23 protein-coding genes are annotated in these 22,326 nt (G+C 34.7%); 12 read left to right on the top strand and 11 right to left on the bottom strand.

Annotation, left to right across the window (positions count from 1 at the left end; genetic code table 11):
- Nucleotides 1-465: 465 nt before the first annotated feature.
- From leuC to leuB, 4 genes are all read left to right on the top strand, one after another.
- On the top strand, nucleotides 466-1,860 hold the full coding sequence (leuC, locus tag JE46_RS04830; protein ID WP_031454133.1) for a 3-isopropylmalate dehydratase large subunit: 1,395 nt from the start codon (nucleotides 466-468) through the stop codon (nucleotides 1,858-1,860).
- A gap of 105 nt (nucleotides 1,861-1,965) precedes the next feature.
- On the top strand, nucleotides 1,966-2,562 hold the full coding sequence (gene leuD / locus JE46_RS04825; protein WP_031454132.1) for a 3-isopropylmalate dehydratase small subunit: 597 nt from the start codon (nucleotides 1,966-1,968) through the stop codon (nucleotides 2,560-2,562).
- A gap of 128 nt (nucleotides 2,563-2,690) precedes the next feature.
- Nucleotides 2,691-4,214 (top strand): alpha-isopropylmalate synthase regulatory domain-containing protein, encoded by a 1,524-nt coding sequence (locus JE46_RS04820; protein ID WP_031454131.1) that lies wholly within the window; start codon nucleotides 2,691-2,693, stop codon nucleotides 4,212-4,214.
- Between the two features lie 58 nt (nucleotides 4,215-4,272).
- The gene (gene leuB / locus JE46_RS04815) at nucleotides 4,273-5,328 is read left to right on the top strand and encodes a 3-isopropylmalate dehydrogenase (RefSeq protein ID WP_031454130.1); all 1,056 of its coding nucleotides are present in this window, start codon (nucleotides 4,273-4,275) and stop codon (nucleotides 5,326-5,328) included.
- 454 nt (nucleotides 5,329-5,782) lie between these two features.
- On the opposite strand, the gene JE46_RS04805 is transcribed toward leuB, so the two are convergent.
- Nucleotides 5,783-6,142 (bottom strand): RNA recognition motif domain-containing protein, encoded by a 360-nt coding sequence (locus JE46_RS04805; protein ID WP_031454128.1) that lies wholly within the window; start codon nucleotides 6,140-6,142, stop codon nucleotides 5,783-5,785.
- A 385-nt stretch (nucleotides 6,143-6,527) separates the two neighbouring features.
- Between JE46_RS04805 and JE46_RS04800 the strand changes: the two genes are divergently transcribed.
- The 6 genes from JE46_RS04800 to JE46_RS04775 all read left to right on the top strand — a co-directional run bounded on the left by JE46_RS04800 (nucleotide 6,528) and on the right by JE46_RS04775 (nucleotide 11,503).
- The gene (locus JE46_RS04800) at nucleotides 6,528-7,088 is read left to right on the top strand and encodes a 30S ribosomal protein S16 (RefSeq protein ID WP_031454127.1); all 561 of its coding nucleotides are present in this window, start codon (nucleotides 6,528-6,530) and stop codon (nucleotides 7,086-7,088) included.
- Between the two features lie 15 nt (nucleotides 7,089-7,103).
- Complete coding sequence (gene rimM / locus JE46_RS04795; RefSeq protein WP_031454126.1) at nucleotides 7,104-7,628, top strand: ribosome maturation factor RimM; 525 nt, start codon at nucleotides 7,104-7,106, stop codon at nucleotides 7,626-7,628.
- Between the two features lie 115 nt (nucleotides 7,629-7,743).
- Nucleotides 7,744-8,451, top strand: coding sequence for a tRNA1(Val) (adenine(37)-N6)-methyltransferase (locus JE46_RS04790; RefSeq protein ID WP_031454125.1), 708 nt, complete (start codon nucleotides 7,744-7,746; stop codon nucleotides 8,449-8,451).
- 157 nt (nucleotides 8,452-8,608) lie between these two features.
- Nucleotides 8,609-9,787: an acyl-CoA dehydrogenase family protein gene (locus JE46_RS04785; RefSeq protein WP_031454124.1), complete on the top strand. Its 1,179-nt coding sequence runs from the start codon at nucleotides 8,609-8,611 to the stop codon at nucleotides 9,785-9,787.
- A gap of 89 nt (nucleotides 9,788-9,876) precedes the next feature.
- On the top strand, nucleotides 9,877-10,659 hold the full coding sequence (locus JE46_RS04780; protein ID WP_031454123.1) for a DUF3050 domain-containing protein: 783 nt from the start codon (nucleotides 9,877-9,879) through the stop codon (nucleotides 10,657-10,659).
- 67 nt (nucleotides 10,660-10,726) lie between these two features.
- Complete coding sequence (locus JE46_RS04775) at nucleotides 10,727-11,503, top strand: SGNH/GDSL hydrolase family protein (protein WP_031454122.1); 777 nt, start codon at nucleotides 10,727-10,729, stop codon at nucleotides 11,501-11,503.
- 149 nt (nucleotides 11,504-11,652) lie between these two features.
- Here the strand turns inward: JE46_RS04775 and JE46_RS04770 are convergent, their stop codons facing one another.
- The 10 genes from JE46_RS04770 to JE46_RS04725 form a co-directional block, all read right to left on the bottom strand.
- Nucleotides 11,653-12,219, bottom strand: a complete 567-nt coding sequence (locus JE46_RS04770) for a hypothetical protein (protein ID WP_031454121.1) — start codon at nucleotides 12,217-12,219, stop codon at nucleotides 11,653-11,655.
- Nucleotides 12,220-12,249: 30 nt separating this feature from the next.
- Entirely contained in the window at nucleotides 12,250-13,275 is a 1,026-nt protein-coding gene (locus tag JE46_RS04765) for a hypothetical protein (protein ID WP_031454120.1), read from the bottom strand.
- Nucleotides 13,253-14,881, bottom strand: a complete 1,629-nt coding sequence (locus tag JE46_RS04760) for an NAD(P)/FAD-dependent oxidoreductase (RefSeq protein WP_031454119.1) — start codon at nucleotides 14,879-14,881, stop codon at nucleotides 13,253-13,255. The genes JE46_RS04765 and JE46_RS04760 overlap by 23 nt, the downstream gene beginning before the upstream one ends.
- The gene (locus JE46_RS04755; RefSeq protein WP_031454118.1) at nucleotides 14,856-16,376 is read right to left on the bottom strand and encodes a polyamine aminopropyltransferase; all 1,521 of its coding nucleotides are present in this window, start codon (nucleotides 16,374-16,376) and stop codon (nucleotides 14,856-14,858) included. Before JE46_RS04755 ends, JE46_RS04760 begins: the two co-directional genes overlap by 26 nt.
- Entirely contained in the window at nucleotides 16,369-16,584 is a 216-nt protein-coding gene (locus JE46_RS04750; protein ID WP_031454117.1) for a DUF350 domain-containing protein, read from the bottom strand. The genes JE46_RS04755 and JE46_RS04750 overlap by 8 nt, the downstream gene beginning before the upstream one ends.
- Before the next feature lie 11 nt (nucleotides 16,585-16,595).
- Complete coding sequence (locus JE46_RS04745) at nucleotides 16,596-16,775, bottom strand: hypothetical protein (RefSeq protein WP_035136428.1); 180 nt, start codon at nucleotides 16,773-16,775, stop codon at nucleotides 16,596-16,598.
- A 6-nt stretch (nucleotides 16,776-16,781) separates the two neighbouring features.
- Nucleotides 16,782-18,011: a DUF4178 domain-containing protein gene (locus tag JE46_RS04740; RefSeq protein WP_031454116.1), complete on the bottom strand. Its 1,230-nt coding sequence runs from the start codon at nucleotides 18,009-18,011 to the stop codon at nucleotides 16,782-16,784.
- Nucleotides 18,012-18,014: 3 nt separating this feature from the next.
- On the bottom strand, nucleotides 18,015-18,377 hold the full coding sequence (locus tag JE46_RS04735) for an S-adenosylmethionine decarboxylase family protein (RefSeq protein WP_031454115.1): 363 nt from the start codon (nucleotides 18,375-18,377) through the stop codon (nucleotides 18,015-18,017).
- 164 nt (nucleotides 18,378-18,541) lie between these two features.
- On the bottom strand, nucleotides 18,542-19,852 hold the full coding sequence (locus JE46_RS04730) for a Fic family protein (RefSeq protein WP_236010645.1): 1,311 nt from the start codon (nucleotides 19,850-19,852) through the stop codon (nucleotides 18,542-18,544).
- Between the two features lie 212 nt (nucleotides 19,853-20,064).
- Nucleotides 20,065-20,517 (bottom strand): hypothetical protein, encoded by a 453-nt coding sequence (locus JE46_RS04725; protein WP_035136427.1) that lies wholly within the window; start codon nucleotides 20,515-20,517, stop codon nucleotides 20,065-20,067.
- Between the two features lie 365 nt (nucleotides 20,518-20,882).
- Between JE46_RS04725 and JE46_RS04720 the strand changes: the two genes are divergently transcribed.
- Both JE46_RS04720 and JE46_RS04715 read left to right on the top strand, forming a co-directional pair.
- Nucleotides 20,883-21,404: an RNA polymerase sigma factor gene (locus tag JE46_RS04720; RefSeq protein ID WP_031454112.1), complete on the top strand. Its 522-nt coding sequence runs from the start codon at nucleotides 20,883-20,885 to the stop codon at nucleotides 21,402-21,404.
- A gap of 23 nt (nucleotides 21,405-21,427) precedes the next feature.
- The gene (locus JE46_RS04715; protein ID WP_031454111.1) at nucleotides 21,428-22,324 is read left to right on the top strand and encodes a FecR family protein; all 897 of its coding nucleotides are present in this window, start codon (nucleotides 21,428-21,430) and stop codon (nucleotides 22,322-22,324) included.
- Nucleotides 22,325-22,326 lie beyond the last annotated feature (2 nt).

Below are 22,326 nucleotides of genomic sequence, written 5' to 3'. Positions count from 1 at the left end.
TGAAATTTCATAAAATTTCACTTCTTGGATGTCGTAGATTTTTATCATTTATCAATTCTAAATAACACGTAAAAAAGAGTTTTTAGAGCTTGAAAAAATCAAAAAACAGATAGTTTATTACAGAAATCAAAACTAACAATTGTTACTATTTTTATACATTTTGTTACATTTTTTCAAATTAAACACTATATTTTATAGCAAATTTGAGATAAATTTGCAAACTATTAAAAATTAAACCAATCAATAAAAATTTAAGCAAAAAAAGAAAATCAAAATTAATTTCTAGTTCATTTTTGATCAAAATTTATTCTGCAAAAGCGCATTCGTAATTGTATTTTAGTTTGGGTATCGTATATAATGAAATATTGAAATTGACGCCTTTGTATCTTTTTTTACTTTTGTTTTGCTAATATAATGAACAGGATAGCTGTGCTTATAGAAATTACAATTAAAAAAAAATAAAAAATGAGTAAGACATTATTTGACAAAGTATGGGATTCACACGTTGTGCGTAAAATTGAAGATGGACCAGATGTGTTTTTTATTGACCGTCATTTCATTCATGAAGTTACGAGTCCTGTTGCTTTTTTAGGATTAAAATCAAGAGGCGTTAACGTTTTATACCCGGAGCGTACTTTTGCAACTGCAGACCACAATACCCCAACTATAAACCAACATCTACCGGTAGCAGATGCTTTATCAGCAAACCAGCTGAAAGCACTTGAAGACAATGCGAATGAATACGGAATTTCGCACTGGGGATTAGGTCACCAAAAAAATGGAATTGTACACGTAGTTGGTCCTGAAAACGGAATTACTTTGCCAGGCGCTACTATTGTATGCGGGGATTCGCATACGTCTACTCACGGAGCCTTCGGAGCTATCGCTTTTGGTATCGGAACATCTGAGGTTGAGATGGTACTTTCTACGCAATGTATCATGCAGCCAAAACCAAAGAAAATGCGTATCAACGTAAATGGTAAATTAAGCAAAGGTGTTGGTCCAAAAGACGTTGCGCTTTATATTATTGCTAAATTGACTACTTCTGGAGGAACAGGATACTTTGCTGAATACGCTGGAAATGTTTTTGAAGAAATGTCTATGGAAGGTCGTATGACTGTGTGTAACCTTTCTATCGAAATGGGTGCTCGTGGAGGTATGATTGCTCCTGATCAAACTACTTTCGATTTCCTTGAAGGAAGATTATACGCCCCAAAAGGTGAAGCCTGGACTAAAGCAGTTGAATACTGGAAAACTTTAAAAACGGATGCTGATGCTGTGTTTGATGCTGAATTAAACATCAAAGCGGAAGATATTGAACCAATGATTACTTATGGTACTAACCCAGGAATGGGAATTGGTATCACAAAACATATCCCTAATGCAAAAGAAGTTGAAGGCGGTGAGGAAACTTACAAAAAATCTTTAGCTTATATGGGCTTCAATGAAGATGATGTAATGATTGGAAAACAAATCGATTACGTTTTCTTAGGAAGCTGTACAAACGGACGTATTGAAGATTTTAGAGCTTTCGCTGAAATTGTAAAAGGAAGAAAAAAAGCAGATAATGTTACCGCCTGGTTAGTTCCGGGTTCTCACGTTGTTGAAGCTCAGATTAAAGAAGAAGGAATTTTGGATATTTTGACTGAAGCTGGTTTCGTATTACGTCAGCCTGGATGTTCTGCCTGTTTAGCAATGAACGACGATAAAGTTCCTGCGGGAAAATATGCAGTAAGTACTTCAAACAGAAATTTTGAAGGTCGTCAGGGTCCTGGTTCCAGAACGCTTTTGGCAAGTCCAATTATGGCAGCAGCAGCAGCGGTAACAGGAAAATTGACTGACCCGAGAGAATTATTCTAGTCAATTGCAATAACAATTTCAAAAATCAATTAAAATTGTTTTTAGATTAAAAGATTCTCGCTTTCAGAAAATCTAAAATCTAAAATCCAAAAATCTAAAATTAAAATGGCATACGATAAATTTAATATACTTACCAGCAGTGCAGTGCCACTGCCAATTGAGAACGTAGATACAGATCAGATTATCCCGGCTCGTTTCTTAAAAGCTACAAAACGTGAAGGTTTTGGAGACAACCTTTTCAGAGACTGGAGATATAACGGAGACGACACTCCAAAATCAGATTTCGTTTTAAACGATTCAACTTACAGCGGAAAAATTCTTGTTGGAGGAAAAAACTTCGGCTCAGGATCTTCAAGAGAGCATGCTGCATGGGCGGTTTACGATTACGGATTTCGTGCTGTAGTTTCTTCATTCTTTGCCGATATCTTCAAAGGAAATTGTTTAAATATTGGTGTTTTACCGGTACAAATCAGTCCTGAATTTGCTGAAACTATTTTCAAAGCTATCGAAGCTGATCCTAAAACTGAACTAGAAATCAACTTGCCAAACCAAACGATTACTTTGCTAGCAACTGGTCAACAAGAATCATTTGCGATTAATGGATACAAAAAGAACAATATGATCAATGGCTTTGATGATATTGATTATTTACAAAATATTAAGGAAGATATTAAAGCTTTCGCTGACAAGCTTCCTTACTAAACACAACCAACTCAAATGCAGTTACGTAAGTTTCAATTGTAAAGTTGGGCTTCGTAACTGCTTTTTACAATTTTACAAAATTCGATTCGATAATTATCAAATCACGCAAAAGTCATCTCATATTTAATATGGAAAAAAGAAAAATTGAAATAATGGATACAACACTCCGTGATGGTGAACAAACCTCTGGAGTATCTTTTTCTGCTGCAGAAAAACTGACCATTGCACAATTATTGTTGGAAGAATTAAATATTGATAGAATCGAAATTGCCTCGGCTCGTGTAAGTGAGGGCGAATTTCAAGGTGTAAAAGGCATTATGTCATGGGCTGAAGAAAAAGGGTATGCCAATCGTATCGAAGTATTAGCTTTTGTTGATGGAGGAGTTTCAATTGAATGGATGAAAAAAGCAGGTGCCAAAGTGCAAAATCTTTTGACTAAAGGCTCTTTAAATCATCTGACACATCAATTAAAAAAAACACCTGAACAGCATTTTGCCGAAATCGCACAGTCTATTGCTTTAGCAAATGAAAACGGAATTTCAACCAATGTTTATCTGGAAGACTGGAGTAACGGTATGCGTAATTCACCTGAATATGTTTTTCAATATTTAGATTTTTTAGTACAACAGCCTGTAAAAAGAATTTTACTTCCTGATACTTTGGGTGTATTGATCCCTACTCAAACTTTCGAATTCATTTCACATATCACAGCAAAATATCCACAAATACATTTTGATTTTCACGCACATAACGATTACGATTTAAGTGTCGCCAATGTAATGGAAGCTATAAAAGCCGGAATTCACGGATTACACGTTACAGTAAACGGAATGGGAGAACGTGCAGGAAATGCTCCGCTTGAAAGCACTGTCGCCGTAATCAATGATTATCTACCAGAAGTTAGTATCAATATTAAAGAAACTTCTTTATACTCTGTAAGCAAATTGGTCGAAACGTTTACCGGATACAGAATCCCTGCCAACAAACCAATTGTAGGAGATAATGTTTTTACACAGACTGCAGGAATTCACGCTGACGGAGACAATAAAAATAATCTGTACTTTAATGATCTTCTTCCGGAGCGTTTTGGAAGAAAAAGAAAATACGCTCTTGGAAAAACTTCAGGAAAAGCCAATATCGAAAAAAATCTTCAGGAACTGGGTCTACAATTAAATCAGGAAGATTTGAAATTGGTTACCCAGAGAATTATAGAATTGGGCGACAAAAAAGAAACTGTAACAAAAGAAGATCTTCCATACATTATTTCTGATGTTTTGGACAGCCACACTTACGAAGAAAAAATCAAAATCGAATCTTATATGCTGGTTCATTCTAAAGGAATGCGACCATCAACTACGCTATCCTTAAATCTTAATGGAGAAATAATTGAAGAAAATGCTCAGGGCGATGGTCAGTTTGATGCCTTCATGAATGCATTAACCAAAATTTACAAAAGCAAAAAATTGACACTCCCAAAATTGATTGATTATGCTGTGAGAATCCCACCCGGAAGTAGTTCTGACGCTTTGTGCGAAACTATTATTACCTGGGTAAATAACGGAAAAGAATTCAAAACACGCGGATTAGATTCGGATCAGACAGTTGCTGCCATTATTGCAACTCAAAAAATGCTGAATGTTATTACGCAGTAAACTGAAATAAAATAAATAATTGAAATAGTAAATGTAAATAAACCCATAAATCAATAAAATGAAATTTAACATAGCCCTTTTAGCCGGAGACGGAATCGGACCAGAAGTAATTGATCAGGCAGTAAAAGTATCAGATGCTGTTGCACAAAAATTTGGACATGAAATTACATGGAAACCAGCTTTAACAGGTGCTGCTGCAATTGATGCAGTAGGTGAGCCTTATCCGGATTCTACACACGAAGTTTGTAAAAATGCTGACGCAGTTCTTTTTGGAGCAATTGGCCATCCTAAATACGACAATGATCCTTCTGCACCTGTAAGACCGGAGCAAGGCTTGTTAAAAATGCGTAAAGCATTAGGTTTGTTTGCAAACGTAAGACCAACTTTTACATTCCCTTCTTTATTGGATAAATCTCCATTAAAAAGAGAAAGAATCGAAGGAACTGACTTGGTTTTCTTAAGAGAATTAACAGGTGGAATTTACTTTGGTGAAAAAGGAAGAAGAGACAACGGAGATACTGCTTTTGATAACTGTGTTTACACAAGAGCTGAAGTACAGCGTTTAGCTAAAAAAGGTTTCGAATTGGCAATGACTCGTTCTAAAAAATTGTGTTGTGTTGACAAAGCTAACGTTTTAGAAACTTCACGTCTATGGAGAGAAACAGTTCAGGCAATGGAAAAAGACTATCCGGAAGTTGAAGTAAGCTACGAATTTGTTGATGCAGTTGCGATGCGTTTGGTGCAATGGCCAAACTCTTATGATGTATTGATTACTGAGAACTTATTTGGAGATATCTTAACAGATGAAGCTTCTGTAATTTCCGGTTCAATGGGATTAATGCCTTCTGCATCTATGGGAGCTGAAGTATCTTTATTTGAACCTATTCACGGTTCTTACCCACAAGCGACAGGCCTGAACATTGCAAACCCAATGGCTACTGTTTTATCTGCTGCCATGATGTTTGAAAACTTCGGATTAATGGAAGAAGGAAAAGCAATGAGAGATGCTGTAAACAAAGCTTTAGAAGCCGGAATAGTTACCGAAGACCTGGCTGATGGAGGCAAAGCATACGGTACCAAAGAAGTAGGTGACTGGTTAGCTGCCAACATCTAATACTTTATAATAAAAAAGATATAAGATATAGAAAGGTGTCAATTTTCATTGACGCCTTTTTTATTTATAGCTGTGATGAATTTTTATTTCAAATTATAATTTATCAATTATGATTACTTTTATAAGAATAAATGATAATGAGATTATAGATACTAGATTCATTATCCCATATTTATACTAAAAATCAATTATGATAAAAATAAACTTAAAAATACAGTTTTTACTTTTTATTACCTGCCTATTTTTTATTGGTTTAGGCATAAATAACATTTTAACAGATGGTTTTAAATCAGGTGTAAATCTTTTTTATCAAATTTCACCAATAATGCCTTTTGTCTTCTCCGCGTTTATCTTTGGAAATAATATCTATTCTAAAAAAGCTTCACAAAAATAGTTTATGAACAAAAAAGGCGTCAATTTTCATTGACGCCTTTTATATATTTAGAAAAAAATATTAATATCCTCCTCTGTTACCACCACGGTCATTTCCACCACGGCTGTTTCCTCCACCATAACCTCCGCGTGAATCTCCACCACGGCTGTTATTATTGAAGCTTCTTCTTTCACCTTCAGGTTTTGGCTCAGATTTATTAACAACAATTGCACGTCCCTGAACAGTTGCACCGTTCAATTCATCAATTGCTTTTTGAGCTTCGCTATCGTTTGGCATCTCAACAAAACCAAATCCTTTGCTTCTTCCAGTAAATTTATCAGTAATGATCTTAACTGAATCTACTGCTCCGTAAGCCTCGAAAGACTCTCTTAAATCTGCTTCCTCAATACTGAATGGAAGGCTTCCAACAAAAATGTTCATATGTACTTATTTATAATAATAAAACAAATGTAATCTTATTTTTTTGTAATCTACTATATATTAGCTTATTTATGTTTTTATTTTGATTTTATCACAATATATTGCTATAAAAATAATCAATTAATGAGAAACCGAAATTTTATTAAAATCCATATGGAAACCAATTCCATAGTTTTTTATATAAATTATGACGTAATTCATTAAAATAATTTAAAGCAAAAGGCATTATATTAGAATCTAAATTTGGGATCTAAACATTCAAAAATCTGAAAATTCTACTCTTCTTATATTTAATGTCTTTTTGAACCTACAATTCAGAAAAAAATTATATCTTTGCGCCCTTAATTAACAGAGGTCGAGTACCTCAAAATTTAATCATACGATTATGTCAGTAAAAATTAGATTACAAAGACACGGTAAAAAAGGAAAACCTTTTTACTGGGTTGTAGCTGCAGATGCACGCTCAAAAAGAGATGGTAAATACTTAGAGAAAATTGGTACTTACAATCCAAACACTAACCCTGCAACTATCGATTTAAACCTTGATAGCGCTGTAAAATGGTTACACAATGGTGCACAACCAACTGATACTGCAAGAGCTATCCTTTCTTACAAAGGAGCTTTATTGAAACACCACCTTGATGGAGGTATTCGTAAAGGAGCTTTAACTCAGGAACAAGCTGACGCAAAATTAGCTGCCTGGTTAGAAGCTAAAGCTGGAAAAGTTGATGCTAAAAAAGACGGTTTAACAAAAGCACAAGCTGATGTTAAAGCTAAAGCTTTAAAAGCAGAACAAGAAGTAAATGCCAAACGTTTAGCTGCTGCAGCTCAGGCTGAAGCTGATGCTATCGCTGCTGCATCTGCTGCTGAAGCGACAGAAGAAGTTGCTGAAGTAGAAGCTGCTGAAGAAGCTTCTGAAGAGAATAACGAAACAACTGAAGCATAATTTTATCTGGCGATAATGCGTAAAGAAGAATGTTTTTATTTAGGTAAAATCGCTAAAAAATTTAGTTTCAAAGGTGAAGTTCTGATCTATTTAGACACAGACGAACCTGAGTTATACGAAAATCTGGAATCAGTGTTTGTTGAGCACAACAAACACTTGGTTCCTTTTTTTATTGAAACAAGTTCTATACACAAAAACGATTTTTTAAGAGTTCGTTTTGAAGATGTAAATACCGAAGAAGATGCTGATGCCCTTATTGGTAATGCTGTTTATCTTCCTTTAACTATGCTGCCAAAACTTACAGGCAACAAATTTTATTTCCACGAAGTTATAGGTTTCGAAATCGAAGACCAGCGTTTAGGCGTTTTCGGAAAAATAACTTCGATTAACGATTCTTCTGCACAACCTCTTTTCGAAGTTTTAAATGGTGAAGTAGAGATCTTAATTCCAATGATTGATCATTTTCTTGTAAAAATTGACCGGGAAAATAAAAAAGTAATCATGGATCTGCCAGAAGGATTGGTGGAAATGTACTTGTAATTAGATTTTAGACTTCTTAGATTGTTGGACTTTTAGATTATTCGAATTAACAATATTGGTTCCTTTCAAGGAAAATCAAAAATCAAGAATCGTTAATCATCATTCTTAAATCATTATGTTTCAGTTTAAGCAATTTAGTGTCCAGCAAGATAAAACCGCTATGAAAGTTGGAACAGATGGTGTTTTATTGGGTGCGTGGGCTCCAATTTCTAATAATCCGTTTAGTATTTTAGACATTGGCTCAGGAACTGGAATTATTGCTCTAATGCTTGCTCAGCGAACGCATGCACAGCAAATCGATGCTCTTGAAATTGATGAAGATGCCTACGAACAAGCAGTAGAAAATTTTGAAAACTCTCCCTGGGGAGATCGTTTATTCTGCTTTCATGCAGGATTAGATGAATTTATAGACGAACCGGAAGACGAATACGATTTGATTGTTTCAAATCCGCCCTTTTATTCCGAAGATTATAAAACATCAAACGAACAACGTGATTTGGCACGTTTTCAGGATGCCATGCCTTTTGAAGATTTGATTGAAGCTGCTGATTTATTCCTATCTGAAAACGGAATATTTGCTATAATTCTTCCATTCAAAGAAGAAAAAAGCTTTATTGCTTTAGCCAAAGAATCTGAATTATATCCAGCCAAAATTACACGCGTAAAGGGAACTCCAACTTCAGAAATTAAAAGAAGTTTACTCGCTTTTAGCCGAAATGAAAATCAGGAAGCTGAAATCGATGAATTGGTTATTGAAATCGACCGACATGTGTATACACCGGAATATATTGAATTGACAAAAGATTTTTACCTTAAAATGTAATCCCTGCTTTTAATCTTCAGGTCATTCAAATCCACTAAAAAATCTATTTACTTACTTTTCTACACCTAAACAAGCTAGGTATTTTATTTTTACAACATTAACTATTAGTTTTGTTATATTTCTTTATGTAGATTTGTATTTATAAAACTATCGCACCATGAAACCAGATTTATTTCAAGCACCCGATTATTACAACCTGGATGATTTACTAACAGACGAACACAAACTGGTTCGCGAGTCTGCACGTGCATGGGTAAAGCGTGAAGTTTCTCCTATCATAGAAGAATATGCCCAAAGAGCAGAATTCCCAAAGCAAATCATAAAAGGTCTTGGAGAGATTGGCGGATTTGGACCTTATATTCCGGTTGAATATGGAGGAGCCGGCTTAGACCAAATTTCATACGGATTGATCATGCAGGAAATTGAACGTGGTGATTCAGGCGTGCGATCTACTTCATCTGTTCAGTCTTCATTAGTTATGTATCCAATCTGGAAATACGGAAATGAGGAACAACGTATCAAATATTTACCAAAACTGGCCACTGGAGAGTTCATGGGATGTTTTGGATTAACAGAACCCGACCACGGTTCTGATCCCGGAAGCATGATTACCAATTTTAAGGATATGGGCGATCATTATCTTTTAAATGGTGCCAAAATGTGGATTTCGAATGCACCGTTTGCCGATATTGCAGTAGTTTGGGCGAAAAATGAAGAAGGAAGAATCCACGGATTAATCGTAGAACGCGGTATGGAAGGTTTTACAACACCTGAAACCCATAATAAATGGTCACTTCGTGCATCATCTACAGGTGAGTTGATTTTTGACAACGTAAAAGTTCCTAAAGAAAATTTATTACCCAATAAATCAGGATTAGGCGCCCCGCTTGGCTGTTTAGATTCGGCACGATATGGCATTGCCTGGGGAGCAATCGGAGCAGCAATGGACTGTTACGACACGGCTTTGCGTTATGCTAAAGAAAGAATCCAGTTTGGAAAACCTATCGGAGGAACTCAGTTGCAACAGAAGAAATTAGCCGAAATGATTACCGAAATCACAAAAGCTCAATTATTAACCTGGCGTTTAGGAGTTTTAAGAAACGAAGGAAAAGCAACGACAGCTCAGATCTCAATGGCAAAACGTAACAATGTAGATATGGCTATTCATATCGCACGCGAAGCCAGACAAATGCTGGGCGGAATGGGAATTACCGGCGAATATTCGATCATGCGTCACATGATGAATCTCGAAAGTGTTATTACCTACGAAGGCACTCATGACATTCACTTATTGATAACAGGCATGGATGTTACGGGACTTTCGGCATTCAAATAACAATACTTTATTAAAATATATTGAAAATCAATACCAAAAGCTTCTTCTAATCGGGAAGCTTTTTTATATTTACCAAAAATACCACGTCTATGAATATTGAAACCATCAACAATCGCATTCTTCCTCAAAAGGAAATGCTTTTACAGCATTCTTTGTACAATAAAATTCAAAGCATTGATGACTTACACCGTTTTTTAGAAAGTCATGTTTTTGCAGTTTGGGACTTTATGTCATTATTAAAGGCTTTACAGGCTAAACTTACCTGCACAACTACGCCGTGGTTTCCAACAAAAAATCCAGAAACCCGATATTTAATCAACGAAATTGTTCTTGCCGAAGAAACTGACCTGACTATTGACGGAAGAAGACAAAGTCATTACGAAATGTATTTCGAAGCTATGGAAGATTGTGGCGCTGATACTACAGCAATTAACAAATTTTTATCCGAAGTAAATTCGCTTCATAATATTTTTGTGGCCATCAAACAAAGTTCATTACATCCGGATGTAAAATCATTTTTAGATTTCACCTTCAGAGTTATTGAACAGGGAAAACCGCATGAAATTGCCGCTGCCTTTACTTTTGGACGAGAAGACCTAATTCCGGCTATGTTTACCCAAATCTTAAAGAACTTTCAAAAAAATCTTCCGGAAACCGATTTAAGCAAATTACTGTATTATTTCGAAAGACATATTGAATTGGATGCCGATGAACACGGACCAATGGCCATGCAAATGATTACGGATTTATGCGGAAATGATGCTGAAAAATGGTCCGATGTTGAAGAAATTTCAATTCTTGCTTTAGAAAAACGTATTGGTCTTTGGAATGCCATTGAAGAAGAAATTTCGATGAAAGCTGAAATGGTTTAAAACCATAATTACTTTTTTAACGTAACTATTTGTTTAGAAATGATGCAAAATCTAATTTATCCAAATTATGAAACCACAGTTCAAACAAATAGTTATTGTTTTACTTTCTATATTTCTTTTGAGTTGCAGTACAGACGAATCAAATACTGAAACCGCTGTTACTCCCGTACCCGTTACACCACCGCCATCAGTCCCAAATCCGGAAATTCCAAGCGGACCCATTGCTAAATCCATAAATTATTTAGCCTTGGGAGACAGTTATACGATTGGTCAAAGCGTTTGCGAAACATGCCGATTTCCGGAACAGCTCAAAACGAGCTTAAAAATGTTTTATACACAAACCAATTTTTCATTAAAAGTAATTGCTACCACAGGCTGGACAACCACCAATTTAATTTCGGCCATAAACCAGCAAAAACCCGAATCCAATTATGATTTGGTAACATTGTTAATTGGTGTCAACAACCAATATCAGGGAAAAGATTTCTCTTTGTATGAAAAAGAATTTCCGGAACTGGCAAACAAAGCCATTATGTTCGCAAAAGGCGATAAGAAAAACGTGATTGTTGTTTCGATTCCGGATTATGCTTACACTCCTTATGCAAAAAATTTAAGTGATAGCCAAAAGACAAAAATCTCCGCAGAAATAAATCAGTACAATAATTTTGCTGAAAATTATTGCAAGGCAAATGAAATAGTTTTTGTTGGAATTACCGATATCACAAGACAAGGTCTCAGCAATACAAATCTGGTTGCCTCAGATGGTTTGCATCCTTCAGAATCTGCTTATGCGGCGTTTGTTGAGCGACTTTTACCCAAAGCCAAAATAGCATTGCAGGATTAGTTTATTAATTTTAGGCAGCAGACAATCTGTTTTCAAAACACATATAGTCCCGCTATCCATTTTATCTTTTGTGGCGAACCCCGCCACAAAAGGATATCATTCCTATCGGGGCTAAATTAGAGAATTTTCAATTTAAAGAACGCATTTTTTTACATTGGCGGAGGCGGAGGTGGAGCCGAAAGATGCCCTAAATCACCAAAGTCTAAAACTTTTTTTGTTGGGAGAAATTTTAATTTGGCATTTATTTGTTCTAATGAACCTATGAATATTTTAAGCTCTTTTGGAAATTTATTTCCATATAAAGAAATCCTTTTTCGCTTATCTCCTGTAGAAATACCCAAAACATAAGCCTGACGGCCATACAAATGCTCTTCTGTATAAATACTACCAAACTTTGTAAAATCTATTCCGTTAAATAATTTAATAAGTTTTTCTCTTTCTTCTGATTTAAGGATTGCATAAGCGTTTTCTATTGGATATGGATCACTTTTATGAGCATAAATCGTATCGCTTTTTGCAAATTTTATTGAATTGATCTGAAGTGAGTCTGCTGAAGTAAAAACAAAATTATCAAAAGGAAATGGCTTGACTTCCTGATTATTAGAAAGCAATGACTTAACCTCTTGATCATCAAAAGGTAATGATCTGGTTTCTTGTTTTTTAGAACAGGAAATTAATATGAATATAAAATTTAAAAGTATAATTTGTTTTTTCATAATATTAAAATATAAAATAATTCGTATCAATCATACAGCTTTCTTAGACTTCCAAATAAAACCATCAAGCAAATAATGCGTAAACTGAGGTACACTCAACAACGGAACCAGTACAAACTGCCAGCCTGAGAAATCTAAATTACTCACGGAAATATTTTCATTCCACACAAAAAATTCCCAGAGAAATTCTTCTGAAAAAGCAATTATCAATAAAATCAGTCCATAAATAAATACGGCATTGTAATTTTTCAAAAAGCCAAAAACTCCTGAACCGTTATCAACTTTGCTTTCAACTTCTCTAAAATAAACCAACGCCATATACGGAATTCCATGTGAGACTACATTAAGCAAAGTAAAAACAAGATCATCATTAAAATAGACAATTCCGAAATACCACGACAATGCTGTTCCCAAAATAATACTGTTTTTGGGTATGTTAAAAAAGCGATTTTTAATCGAAATAAAAGCCGTGCAAACTGCATACAACATCAAAATCCCGATGTAAATCCAAAACAGAATATTTAGTAATTTTTGATTTTCAAAATGAAAAAATTCATTTTCAACAAACCAGTTAAATTTTCTGTCTGGAGACAAAAACCAAAACAGCATTGGGTAAACGGTTGCCGCATAAATCGCCAGATTATCAATTATAACAGAAGTCTTCTTTTTTTCTTCATTACGAGCATACAAACGCATAAAACCATATTGCTGTCTTATAAAATGAAAGACCGCTACATAAGCCAGAAAAGACCAAAAAACAAGACTCCCGAAAGAAAATAAAACCATGCTTATCACAAAACAAACAATCGGCAGAAGAATTAGCAGTTTCTTCTTTTTCTGAAATTCATCTGCAACAAAATACGTTTTAAACAAAGTCGCATAAACGTGGGCTACATCGATAAAAACAATTAAAAAAAGCCAGGTATAAAAAGAATAATCATTTTCTATCTCAGTTATGTAATCCTGAAAAACAAAAATTATTGCCAGCACAAAAAATGACGGCCCGATGATAAACAGTAAATCTGTTTTGGCTTTATGAATCCAGGGTTGCATCATTTAAAATTTGGTTTACAGCATTAATTCCCTGATGAAAAGCTTCTTCAAAAATGGAGATTCCAGACAGGTCGGTGTGCGCAAAATAAATTCGGTTTTCGATGTTTTTTGCGGCATTCTCTTTGGCCTGACCAAAAATAAAATCAGGTACTGGCGAAATCATCCCGTGACCTAAAATAAAAACTTCCATTTCTTCAGTATATTCTTCAATATCCGGATGCGCAATTTTCAGGTCATCAAAGACAATCTGCTTCCAGTATTCTTTGTCTTTTTTATAGATTTCTTTTCGGGTTTTCTTCAAATTACCTGATGAAAAACTATAATAATAGGTAATTACTTTTTTCTCCTGAACCTGATTCAGCGTTTGGTGCTGAGCATACACATAACCCAAACCTTTGGCGTCATAAATCACATTATCCCACGAAAGCGGAAAACTAAAATTATCCGGCAAATCATTTACCGTTAAAGTTGCCAAAAGCCAGGGTGTATAATGAAATCTCTTTGTAAATTCTTTACGGTTTTTCATCAAATACTGATTGACAAACTGCGGTGTTGCCATAATAACTTTGTCTGCAATGATTTCTACTGAAACTTTTTTAACATCATCAAATGCTTTGGCAACCACTTTATTATTTTCCACTTTTACCTCATAAACCAAATGGTTTTTCAGGGTTTTCTTTTCAGTATATTTTTTAAGATGACTGGCTAATCTGGCATTACCTTCCGGCCATGTTAAAACGCTATCGTTTTTATCAGCAACCGAATCCTGTTTTCTTCCGGCGAAATAATGAATCCCGGCCCAGGCAGAAACGAATTCAATTCCTAATCCAAAATCATCTTTACAGCAATAATCGATATAATTGAATAAAGGTTTCGATTTGAAATTATTGTTTTCAAACCATTTCTGCATCGTTATTTTATCTAAATCCCTTGTGTTTTTATCTGTTGAAGAAAGGCAGATCGGAATATCAAATAAGTATTTCTGATCTGCTCCTTTCGCTGTTCTGAATGCATCCATTTCCTTAAAGAATCGTATAAATTCCTTATCATCTTCAACCGAATTTCCTTCTTTTGGAACAACGCCTTCCTGCCAGTTATTTTTGTAAAATAGTCTTTCGTCAGGCGCAAAAGTCAATTGCAGTTCATCGAAAACCGGAAGACCTTTTTCGTTATAACCTAGGATTATTTTTTCTTCTTCCAGAAAATGCAGCAGTTCTTTATCATCAAAATTGGGAAGAGGCAAATAATGCGCTCCCAATGGATATTTTGAATATTTATTCTGCCCGTTTGAAGAGTTTCCGCCCAAATGATCTGCCATTTCAAGGAGCAAAAAATCTGAAATGTCTTTTTTATGAAACTGGCGGGCAGCACTCAGTCCCGAAATACCGCCTCCGATAATCAAATACGGAATCTGAATTTGAGCTGTCGGCTTCGGAAAATCCTTAATCCATAACCGATGCCCCAAAAGATGGTTGGTCCCTGATAAACGAATCATCAGAATAGCTGTTTTATCGGAACAAAACTGCAGAAACGGAATTAAAAGCAATGAAGCTCCAATTCCTTTTACGAAATTTCGTCTTCCCTTATTGCAGTTTTCCCCACTCTTCATCAAAATAGCGCACTAAAATCTGGTTATCCAAACGATTGATTTCTATTTGGTTTGAAATCATATCGTTGGTAAAATAATTGAACCGGTCAAACTGATAATTATAGAATTTCAGACCTGGAACTTGTCTTTTTACATCGTTAAAAGTGGTTCCGAAACCGTTTATGGCAATCGTATACCCCCATTCTCCAAAAGAAGGGACATAGGCATGATACGCATCAACCTGAGGAAAAACCTGCATGACCGTTTTATTGATACACCAAAATGACTTTGGAGCAAAGTAAGGCGAAGTCGTCTGAATTACGACCGCTGCATCTGGCTGTAAAATGGTTTTTATCGTTTGATAAAAGTTCAAAGAATACAATTTCCCTAAACTGTAATTGGAAGGATCCGGAAAATCTATAATGACAACATCAAACTTTTCTGTACAGCTTTTAGCCCAAATATAAGCGTCGGTATTTATAACAGTAACTTTTGAGTTATTTAACGAATTCTGATTAAAATTACTCAATACTTTGTTTGTTTTGAAAAGCTTTGTCATTCCTTCGTCCAAATCGACCAGAGTCACTTTTTGAACGTCTTTGTATTTTAATATTTCACGAACTGCCAAACCATCTCCACCGCCCAAAACCAAAACGTTTTTTACATTTTTGGCGATTGACATTGCGGGATGCACCAAAGCTTCGTGATAACGGTATTCATCGGCAGAACTAAACTGTAAATTGTTGTTTAAATACAATCGATAATCACTTTTGTTATGCGTCAAAACAATTCGCTGATACGGAGTTGTATTCGTATAAATAATATTTTCTCCATACAATTTGCCTTCAGAATAAGCCAGAATAGAATCTGAAAAAACAAAAACAGTCAATAAAAGTAGAAATGAAAAGATGGCTTTTACCCTTAAGAAATAAGGCTTTTTTAATTCGTTTTTCAAAAGAAAACATAAAACAATGGCGATACTGACATTGATCATTCCGAAGAAAAGCGATGTTCCCATGATGCCTAATTTTGGCACTAAAACCAACGGAAATAATATCGACGCCAGTAAAGCTCCGATATAATCAAACGTAAAAACATTCGAAACCAGATCTTTGAATTCGACTCTGTCTTTTAAAATATTCATTAAAAGCGGAATCTCCAATCCGACCAAAAAACCGGTTACAAAAACAAATAAATACAAGATAAACTGAAATGATGCAACGCTTTCGAACAGTAAAAACAAAACTACCGAACTCAATCCGCCAATCAGTCCCACCAATATCTCGATTTCAACAAAAGTGTTGAGCAGATTTTTATGGAAAAACTTAGAAAAAAAAGAGCCGATACCCATCGAAAACAGGTAAACTCCAATAATAAATGAAAATTGTTTCACCGAATCACCCAATAAATAACTTGCCAGCGTTCCAGCAACCAATTCGTAAATTAGTCCGCAGGTGGCGATTATAAATACGGCAAACAGTAAAAGAAATTCAAACCTGAGAAACTTTTTACCCATGAATTGCGGCACTAATAATCATGGAGATTCCAATGATAAAAGCTGCCAGAACAATTGCTACAGCAACATTATTTTTTTCTACAACTTCTTTCCATGTGCTTTCCGGAGTCAGTTTTTCGATGATAAAGTATCCGATTAATAAAATAACTATTCCTAAAAAAGAATAAATTATTGAGTTCACTATTGGCTGTGCGTGTATAAATTCCATATTGTTAAATTTTATTTGTGATAAAAACGGTTATAGGATGTACGGCTTCCCGCAGACTTGTAAGTTTCAGTAGATTCGCAGTCGCAAATTCGGTTTCCTGCAAGGGCAAAATAGATATAAACTCCAAAGCAAAAGAATCCAATTGCCAATGGAGCCCAATTATTGGTAAAAAAATCAGAAATTCTTTTCATATTAATTTATTCGTATTTTGAGTATGAGCTATCCGACCAGCGTTCTTTTTCAAAATTATAGCTAAAAAATCGTATGATGAAGTAAATAACAATCATTGCGATAACCACTAACCATACATTTCGGCTCGATGGTTCGTTCCAGACTACATTTACCCGGATTTCGCTGTTATTGACATCTTCAGGAGCTTTCATTGGTGTTATCAAAAGATGGTATTTTCCGGCTTTAACCCCGCAAATATTAAACTCTTCCGACTGGCTTCCTTCTGTCCAGGATTCCCCATCAGAAAAGCCATGATAATACTCTATATCTTTATTAGCATAAATTTCATCATTTGTAGCTTCATTCACTAATGCAACATTCAGGTTGGCCCATGAATTATCTAAGCTTGTTGAAACCTTGATTGTCAACGGAGCTGAACCGCCCTTTAAAACAAAAGCATCACTTGTAACCTCTTTGTTGTCAAATTCACTAAATTTTATTGTTTTCGAAAAAACATTCTGCTGAAATTGATCTTTATAAATATACCAGTTTGCAGTTATAATCAATAAAGCAAAAAGGCAGAAAATAACAGCTGTATTTCTAAGATCAAAACGGTATGGCTGAATCATACTGACTCCTGACTGATACGGCAGCGTTATCCCCGGAAATGCTTTCTTTATTTCGCTCTTTTTAACATATTCTCCATGGAAAGCTGTTTGAACCTTATTCATTTTTTCCACCGAAACAATGTATGGCGGATTTATAAATTCAGCAAGATGAATTAATTTATTAACCGGAATCTCAAAATCAAAAAATCCCTGTGCATTAATTATTTCAGCATCTGAATGTTCAAACAAATCATAATCGTCACCATTGTACTTAAGAATTTTAGTCCCTTTTTTTAAATCATCAATCTTTTCCATTTCGGTAAGCATCATCCAATGCCCGTTTGAAAGCGACAGATAAAGAAACTCTTTTGCTTCATTTTGCAGAATAAATTCTGTCCATCTGTAATCAGGATGTACTTTTTTTCTCAAAATACCGGTCACTTTATACTGGCATCCTTTTAAAAAACCAGTATCGCCAATGGACAGCGGAATAACTTCTGCTTCAGCTTTATATTTAGATTTTCTACGAAAATTACCCTGATCATCAAGAGTATATAAACTCTGACAATTAGGACAGACAAAATTGAGTACTTCAAAACCAACCTCTAATTCGGTTTCTGTATTACAATCGTAACAAGGAATTTTCATATTTTATCGGTTAATTTCAAAATCCTTAATAATTTTTGCTTCAAAATAAGTAATATAATCGGCCACGACACTGCGCACCTTATGCGAATTATCCTGAAGATAATTACACAAATAAACGTCCAAAGTCAACTGATTGTATTCTGGCCAGGTGTGGATACAAATATGTGATTCTTTAAGGCAGAACGAAATGGTAAAACTGTTATTTTCAAAATCATGCACCACTACTCCAACCTTCTCTAAACCGTACTTCTCTAAAATAGAATTTGTTACCACAACAAAATCAGTACTGGCTGTAAGTTTCTCCGTTTTATCGACATGTAAAGTAACCAGTTTGTGCAGTCCCGGCGAATAAGGAGGTAAATCCATTCAATTATTTATATAACTCAGGCGCCAAATATATAATAATTTCTCTAATAAAATAATGTGAAAATAGATTTCCGAAATCATTTATCAATTCACAAACTGGGGCTATAGATTCTGTTTTTTTTGAGCTTTAGCCCTACACATTAATCTTTTCAGAATTCTGATTCTTATTTAATCTTATACTTTACTAATAATGCTTCAAAATTTTCAGAACGTACAAAATTCTGCTTGATTTTATTTACCTGAATTGCCTCCAAAAATTTCATCTCTACCAGTGTATTCAAATCCGTTCTAGCGGTATATTTTGATACCTGAAAACGATTTTCAACTTCTTTTACTGTAAATATACTTTCAGGTTCATCAAAAATAATTTTTAATAATTGAGCTTGACGTTCATTTACATTTGGAATTCTTATAAAACTTGCTATTTGCAAATTTTCTTTTTGTTTAAGTTGTATATATTCTTTCAGCGCTTCAAAAGATTTATCCATTACTTTTAAATGATATGTCATAAAGTAAGTCAAATCATTTACATCTGCTTCTGTATATAAATAGGCTTTCTCATATTGACTTTTAGTATCCTGAATAATTTTTGAAATAGATAAATATTCTGTTAACCAATATCCTTTTTTTAATAAAAACCAATAAAACAAAGCACGAGCAGTTCTTCCGTTACCATCTGTAAAAGGATGTATATAACCAATCATAAAATGAATTACAATAGCTTTAAGAATTGGGTGAATAAAAGTTTCTTTTGTATCTGTATTAAAAAAATCACATAAATCATTGATCAATACCTCAAGTTCCTTATTACCCGGAGGTGTATGCACTACTTCTCCGTCAATATGATTAACAACATGAACATCATCAGATATTCTAAAGGCACCTTCTTCTTTTTTATCGTCTAAAGTATCACATGATATTAATCCATGGATATAAAGTAATCTTTCAGGTGTTAAATCGTCATTACGGTTTTGGGTAATATGTTTGATAGTTAAATAATTATTTACAATCATTTGTTCCGACTTGGTCTTCGGTTTTACTTCTTTGCGAAGCATTTCTTTTGCTTTTTTTCGTGTCGTATTAGCCCCCTCAATTTGGCTGCTGGAAATTGCTTCTTCCATGATAGCACTTACTAAGTATCTGGTTTTATCAGCATCTGGTACTACATTTTTGGCTCCCATATAACCACCAATGTGCATGTCAAAATAATGGAGAATCTTTTGAATGTAATCAGTAGTTACATAATTGAAGTGGTACTTTCCAAAATTTATATTCTTATAATTTACAGCACGTGCCATTTTAACTGCTGACCATAACTCTTCTGGTTCTAAATTTGGAAATTTTTTATATTTTAGCTTATCCCAATATAAATATTCATTATTAATCTCTTTGATTCTCAATATCATATCAGGCTTATTTACTAATGCAAATATTTTTGTAGTAAAGTGTACTTTTGGAGCATTTTCGATCATCATGAATAGTTTTACAAAACAAAAATAAATAAAAATAGGGAGATTTAAGTAAAATCTCCCTATTTTTACGGTTATCCTTAATTTAGTATGCAAACACATGTTGCTGCAAGATTTTTTTATATCCGAAAGTCTTTCTACTCAGTTACTATTTTTGAAACAAAAAAACTCCCATCATCGACGGGAGTTTTTAGAATTAAAAATGAAATCGTTTATAATTAGTTTCTTTCAAACACTAAATAGTCAGATGGGCCATCATCATCTATATCAGCAACTTCAACCTTTGTATCACTAATACTAATAATATCCCAATCTTCGCTAAGAATTCTAAAACTTTGTGGATTGGCAAAATAAAGATTCAAATCCAGATCAGTATCCGGCGGCGTATCGCGTTCATCATCTGATGTAACTGACCATGATCCTGAATAGCTTTGGTCATTTCCGTTTACAGCTAATACATTTCCATTGCTAAAAGTAAAATTATAGCCGGTAAAATCGGCAGTTTTGTTAACACCTCGATCTTCAAATTTTGTAATTCTCCAAGTGCCAACTGCAAGAACTGATGTTGCAGGCGTAGGATCTGTATTAAGTGATTTGTCATCGTCATTGTCACAAGAAGTGGTTAAAACACTTACAGCTAAAAGGGCTAATGCAAAAATTTTTTTTGTCATGATAAAATAATTTAATTTAATATTCTGTTTTTTTAAATTCACAAAGACTGTTTCGTTGTCTTTGCGTGCTTCTGTATCTATAACCCCTGGCTTATTCTCATCCCTACCAGAAAATATTATTTTTTTTTCATCGGTAATAAAAATCGTTACGAAAGCCTTTTAAATAGTGGAAATCTCTTTAGAATTATAAGGCAAATTAATTATTGAATTCGTTTATTAAGCAAAGCTAATCAGCGTTCCCTTATCTTTGCAGCTCAATTTAACACCCAATTTATATCAGCATTCCGACCCAGAAATATTTATTTTATTTTTCAGGTAGGGATTTTATCAGACTAGAGGTTACATCTTTATCTAAGGATACATTTATGTCAGAAAAAGAAATTTACAATACCTGCAGCGAAAATCATTTTTCCCTATTTTTTAAAAGCCACGAAAGAGCGCTCCGTAATTTTCTATACTATAAATTTGGCAACGAAGAACAGGCGTATGATACTGCACAGGAAGCTTTTATCAAATTATGGCAAAACTGCAGCAGTGTCCCATGGGAAAAGGCAAAATCTTATCTCTACACGGTAGCATTTAACAAATCGCTAAAAGTGGTCGCCCATCAAAAAGTTGTTCTTAATTATGTGCAGCAATCGCAGCCTGTTACAGCGACCAACGAAAGCCCCGAATTTGTACTCGAAGAAGAGCAATTCAGACAAAAACTATTAAAAGCAATTGATGATCTTAACGAAACACAAAAAGTAGCGTTTTTAATGCACCGTATTGATAAGATTCCTCAAAAAGAAATTGCAGCCACATTAGGAATTAGCGTAAAAGCAGTAGAAAAAAGGCTTCATCTGGCCATGCTTGCCCTAAAAAAAAACATAGAAAATTTCAGGTAACTGAAAACAAAAAATAGTACGTTATGAAAGAGGATCATTATTTATCACGTTTGCTCAGCAATGATTTGTCTGAAGAAGAAAAACAGGCTTTGGGCAAAGATATTGACTGGCAAATGTTTGAAAAAATAAAAGAACATTCTGCTCAGTTGAATGTATCACAAAAAGAGGCCGGCAATATGCTGCAGAGCGTTTTAGCGGCGCCTAAAAAGAAATCATTGTTCCAAAAGCATTCTTTTCAATGGATGGCGGCAGCGGCAATGCTATTATTATTCACAGGAATTGGATTTTTATTCTTAAAAGATTCCAAAACATCCATTTATGCAGCCAGAGGAAAAGAGAAAACATTTTTATTGCCGGACGGATCTCAGGTCAGCCTGAATTCTGATTCGGAAATCAATTTTGATAAATCAGACTGGGAAGAAAACCGTACGCTCAGTCTAACGGGGGAAGCCTATTTTAAAGTTGTAAAAGGGAGTAAATTCAGTGTCGTAACACCAAACGGAATGGTTCAGGTTTTAGGGACACAATTTAATGTGCGGTCGCGCAGCCAGAGAATGGATGTAGCCTGTTACGAAGGCAGGGTAAGGGTTAGCGAAAAAAATAAGGAAGAAATAGTAACCCCGGGCAAAATGGTTACCATAAATAAAGGCAGCTGGCTAGTAAACAAAGTAAATGTAAGCCAGCCTGAATGGACAGCCAATCAAATTGTTTTTCGTGCTGATTTGCTCAACGAAGTTACTGCTGAACTGGAACGCAAATACAATGTTACAATTAAAGTGAGTAAAGTGCATACCGACAAAGAATATACCGGAACTGTACCTGCAGATAATTTAGATATCGCCCTAAAGATCATTGAAGAGACCTTTAACCTTAAAAGAACCCAGCTCGCAGATGACAGTTATGAATTAATGAAGAAGTAAAA

Origin of the sequence: Flavobacterium chungangense LMG 26729, from assembly GCF_000735715.2 — a bacterium.
Lineage (GTDB): Bacteria > Bacteroidota > Bacteroidia > Flavobacteriales > Flavobacteriaceae > Flavobacterium > Flavobacterium chungangense.
The sequence above is the reverse complement of the archived record's forward strand: the minus strand, read 5'-3'. Positions and strand labels throughout refer to the sequence as shown.

Bases quoted from the DNA above. Each gene is read 5' to 3' on its own strand.
- leuC (WP_031454133.1), top strand. From the start codon at position 466: ATGAGTAAGACATTATTTGACAAAGTATGGGATTCACACGTTGTGCGT.
- leuD (WP_031454132.1), top strand. From the start codon at position 1,966: ATGGCATACGATAAATTTAATATACTTACCAGCAGTGCAGTGCCACTG.
- JE46_RS04820 (WP_031454131.1), top strand. From the start codon at position 2,691: ATGGAAAAAAGAAAAATTGAAATAATGGATACAACACTCCGTGATGGT.
- leuB (WP_031454130.1), top strand. From the start codon at position 4,273: ATGAAATTTAACATAGCCCTTTTAGCCGGAGACGGAATCGGACCAGAA.
- JE46_RS04805 (WP_031454128.1), bottom strand. From the start codon at position 6,142: ATGAACATTTTTGTTGGAAGCCTTCCATTCAGTATTGAGGAAGCAGAT.
- JE46_RS04800 (WP_031454127.1), top strand. From the start codon at position 6,528: ATGTCAGTAAAAATTAGATTACAAAGACACGGTAAAAAAGGAAAACCT.
- rimM (WP_031454126.1), top strand. From the start codon at position 7,104: ATGCGTAAAGAAGAATGTTTTTATTTAGGTAAAATCGCTAAAAAATTT.
- JE46_RS04790 (WP_031454125.1), top strand. From the start codon at position 7,744: ATGTTTCAGTTTAAGCAATTTAGTGTCCAGCAAGATAAAACCGCTATG.
- JE46_RS04785 (WP_031454124.1), top strand. From the start codon at position 8,609: ATGAAACCAGATTTATTTCAAGCACCCGATTATTACAACCTGGATGAT.
- JE46_RS04780 (WP_031454123.1), top strand. From the start codon at position 9,877: ATGAATATTGAAACCATCAACAATCGCATTCTTCCTCAAAAGGAAATG.
- JE46_RS04775 (WP_031454122.1), top strand. From the start codon at position 10,727: ATGAAACCACAGTTCAAACAAATAGTTATTGTTTTACTTTCTATATTT.
- JE46_RS04770 (WP_031454121.1), bottom strand. From the start codon at position 12,219: ATGAAAAAACAAATTATACTTTTAAATTTTATATTCATATTAATTTCC.
- JE46_RS04765 (WP_031454120.1), bottom strand. From the start codon at position 13,275: ATGATGCAACCCTGGATTCATAAAGCCAAAACAGATTTACTGTTTATC.
- JE46_RS04760 (WP_031454119.1), bottom strand. From the start codon at position 14,881: ATGAAGAGTGGGGAAAACTGCAATAAGGGAAGACGAAATTTCGTAAAA.
- JE46_RS04755 (WP_031454118.1), bottom strand. From the start codon at position 16,376: ATGGGTAAAAAGTTTCTCAGGTTTGAATTTCTTTTACTGTTTGCCGTA.
- JE46_RS04750 (WP_031454117.1), bottom strand. From the start codon at position 16,584: ATGGAATTTATACACGCACAGCCAATAGTGAACTCAATAATTTATTCT.
- JE46_RS04745 (WP_035136428.1), bottom strand. From the start codon at position 16,775: ATGAAAAGAATTTCTGATTTTTTTACCAATAATTGGGCTCCATTGGCA.
- JE46_RS04740 (WP_031454116.1), bottom strand. From the start codon at position 18,011: ATGAAAATTCCTTGTTACGATTGTAATACAGAAACCGAATTAGAGGTT.
- JE46_RS04735 (WP_031454115.1), bottom strand. From the start codon at position 18,377: ATGGATTTACCTCCTTATTCGCCGGGACTGCACAAACTGGTTACTTTA.
- JE46_RS04730 (WP_236010645.1), bottom strand. From the start codon at position 19,852: ATGATGATCGAAAATGCTCCAAAAGTACACTTTACTACAAAAATATTT.
- JE46_RS04725 (WP_035136427.1), bottom strand. From the start codon at position 20,517: ATGACAAAAAAAATTTTTGCATTAGCCCTTTTAGCTGTAAGTGTTTTA.
- JE46_RS04720 (WP_031454112.1), top strand. From the start codon at position 20,883: ATGTCAGAAAAAGAAATTTACAATACCTGCAGCGAAAATCATTTTTCC.
- JE46_RS04715 (WP_031454111.1), top strand. From the start codon at position 21,428: ATGAAAGAGGATCATTATTTATCACGTTTGCTCAGCAATGATTTGTCT.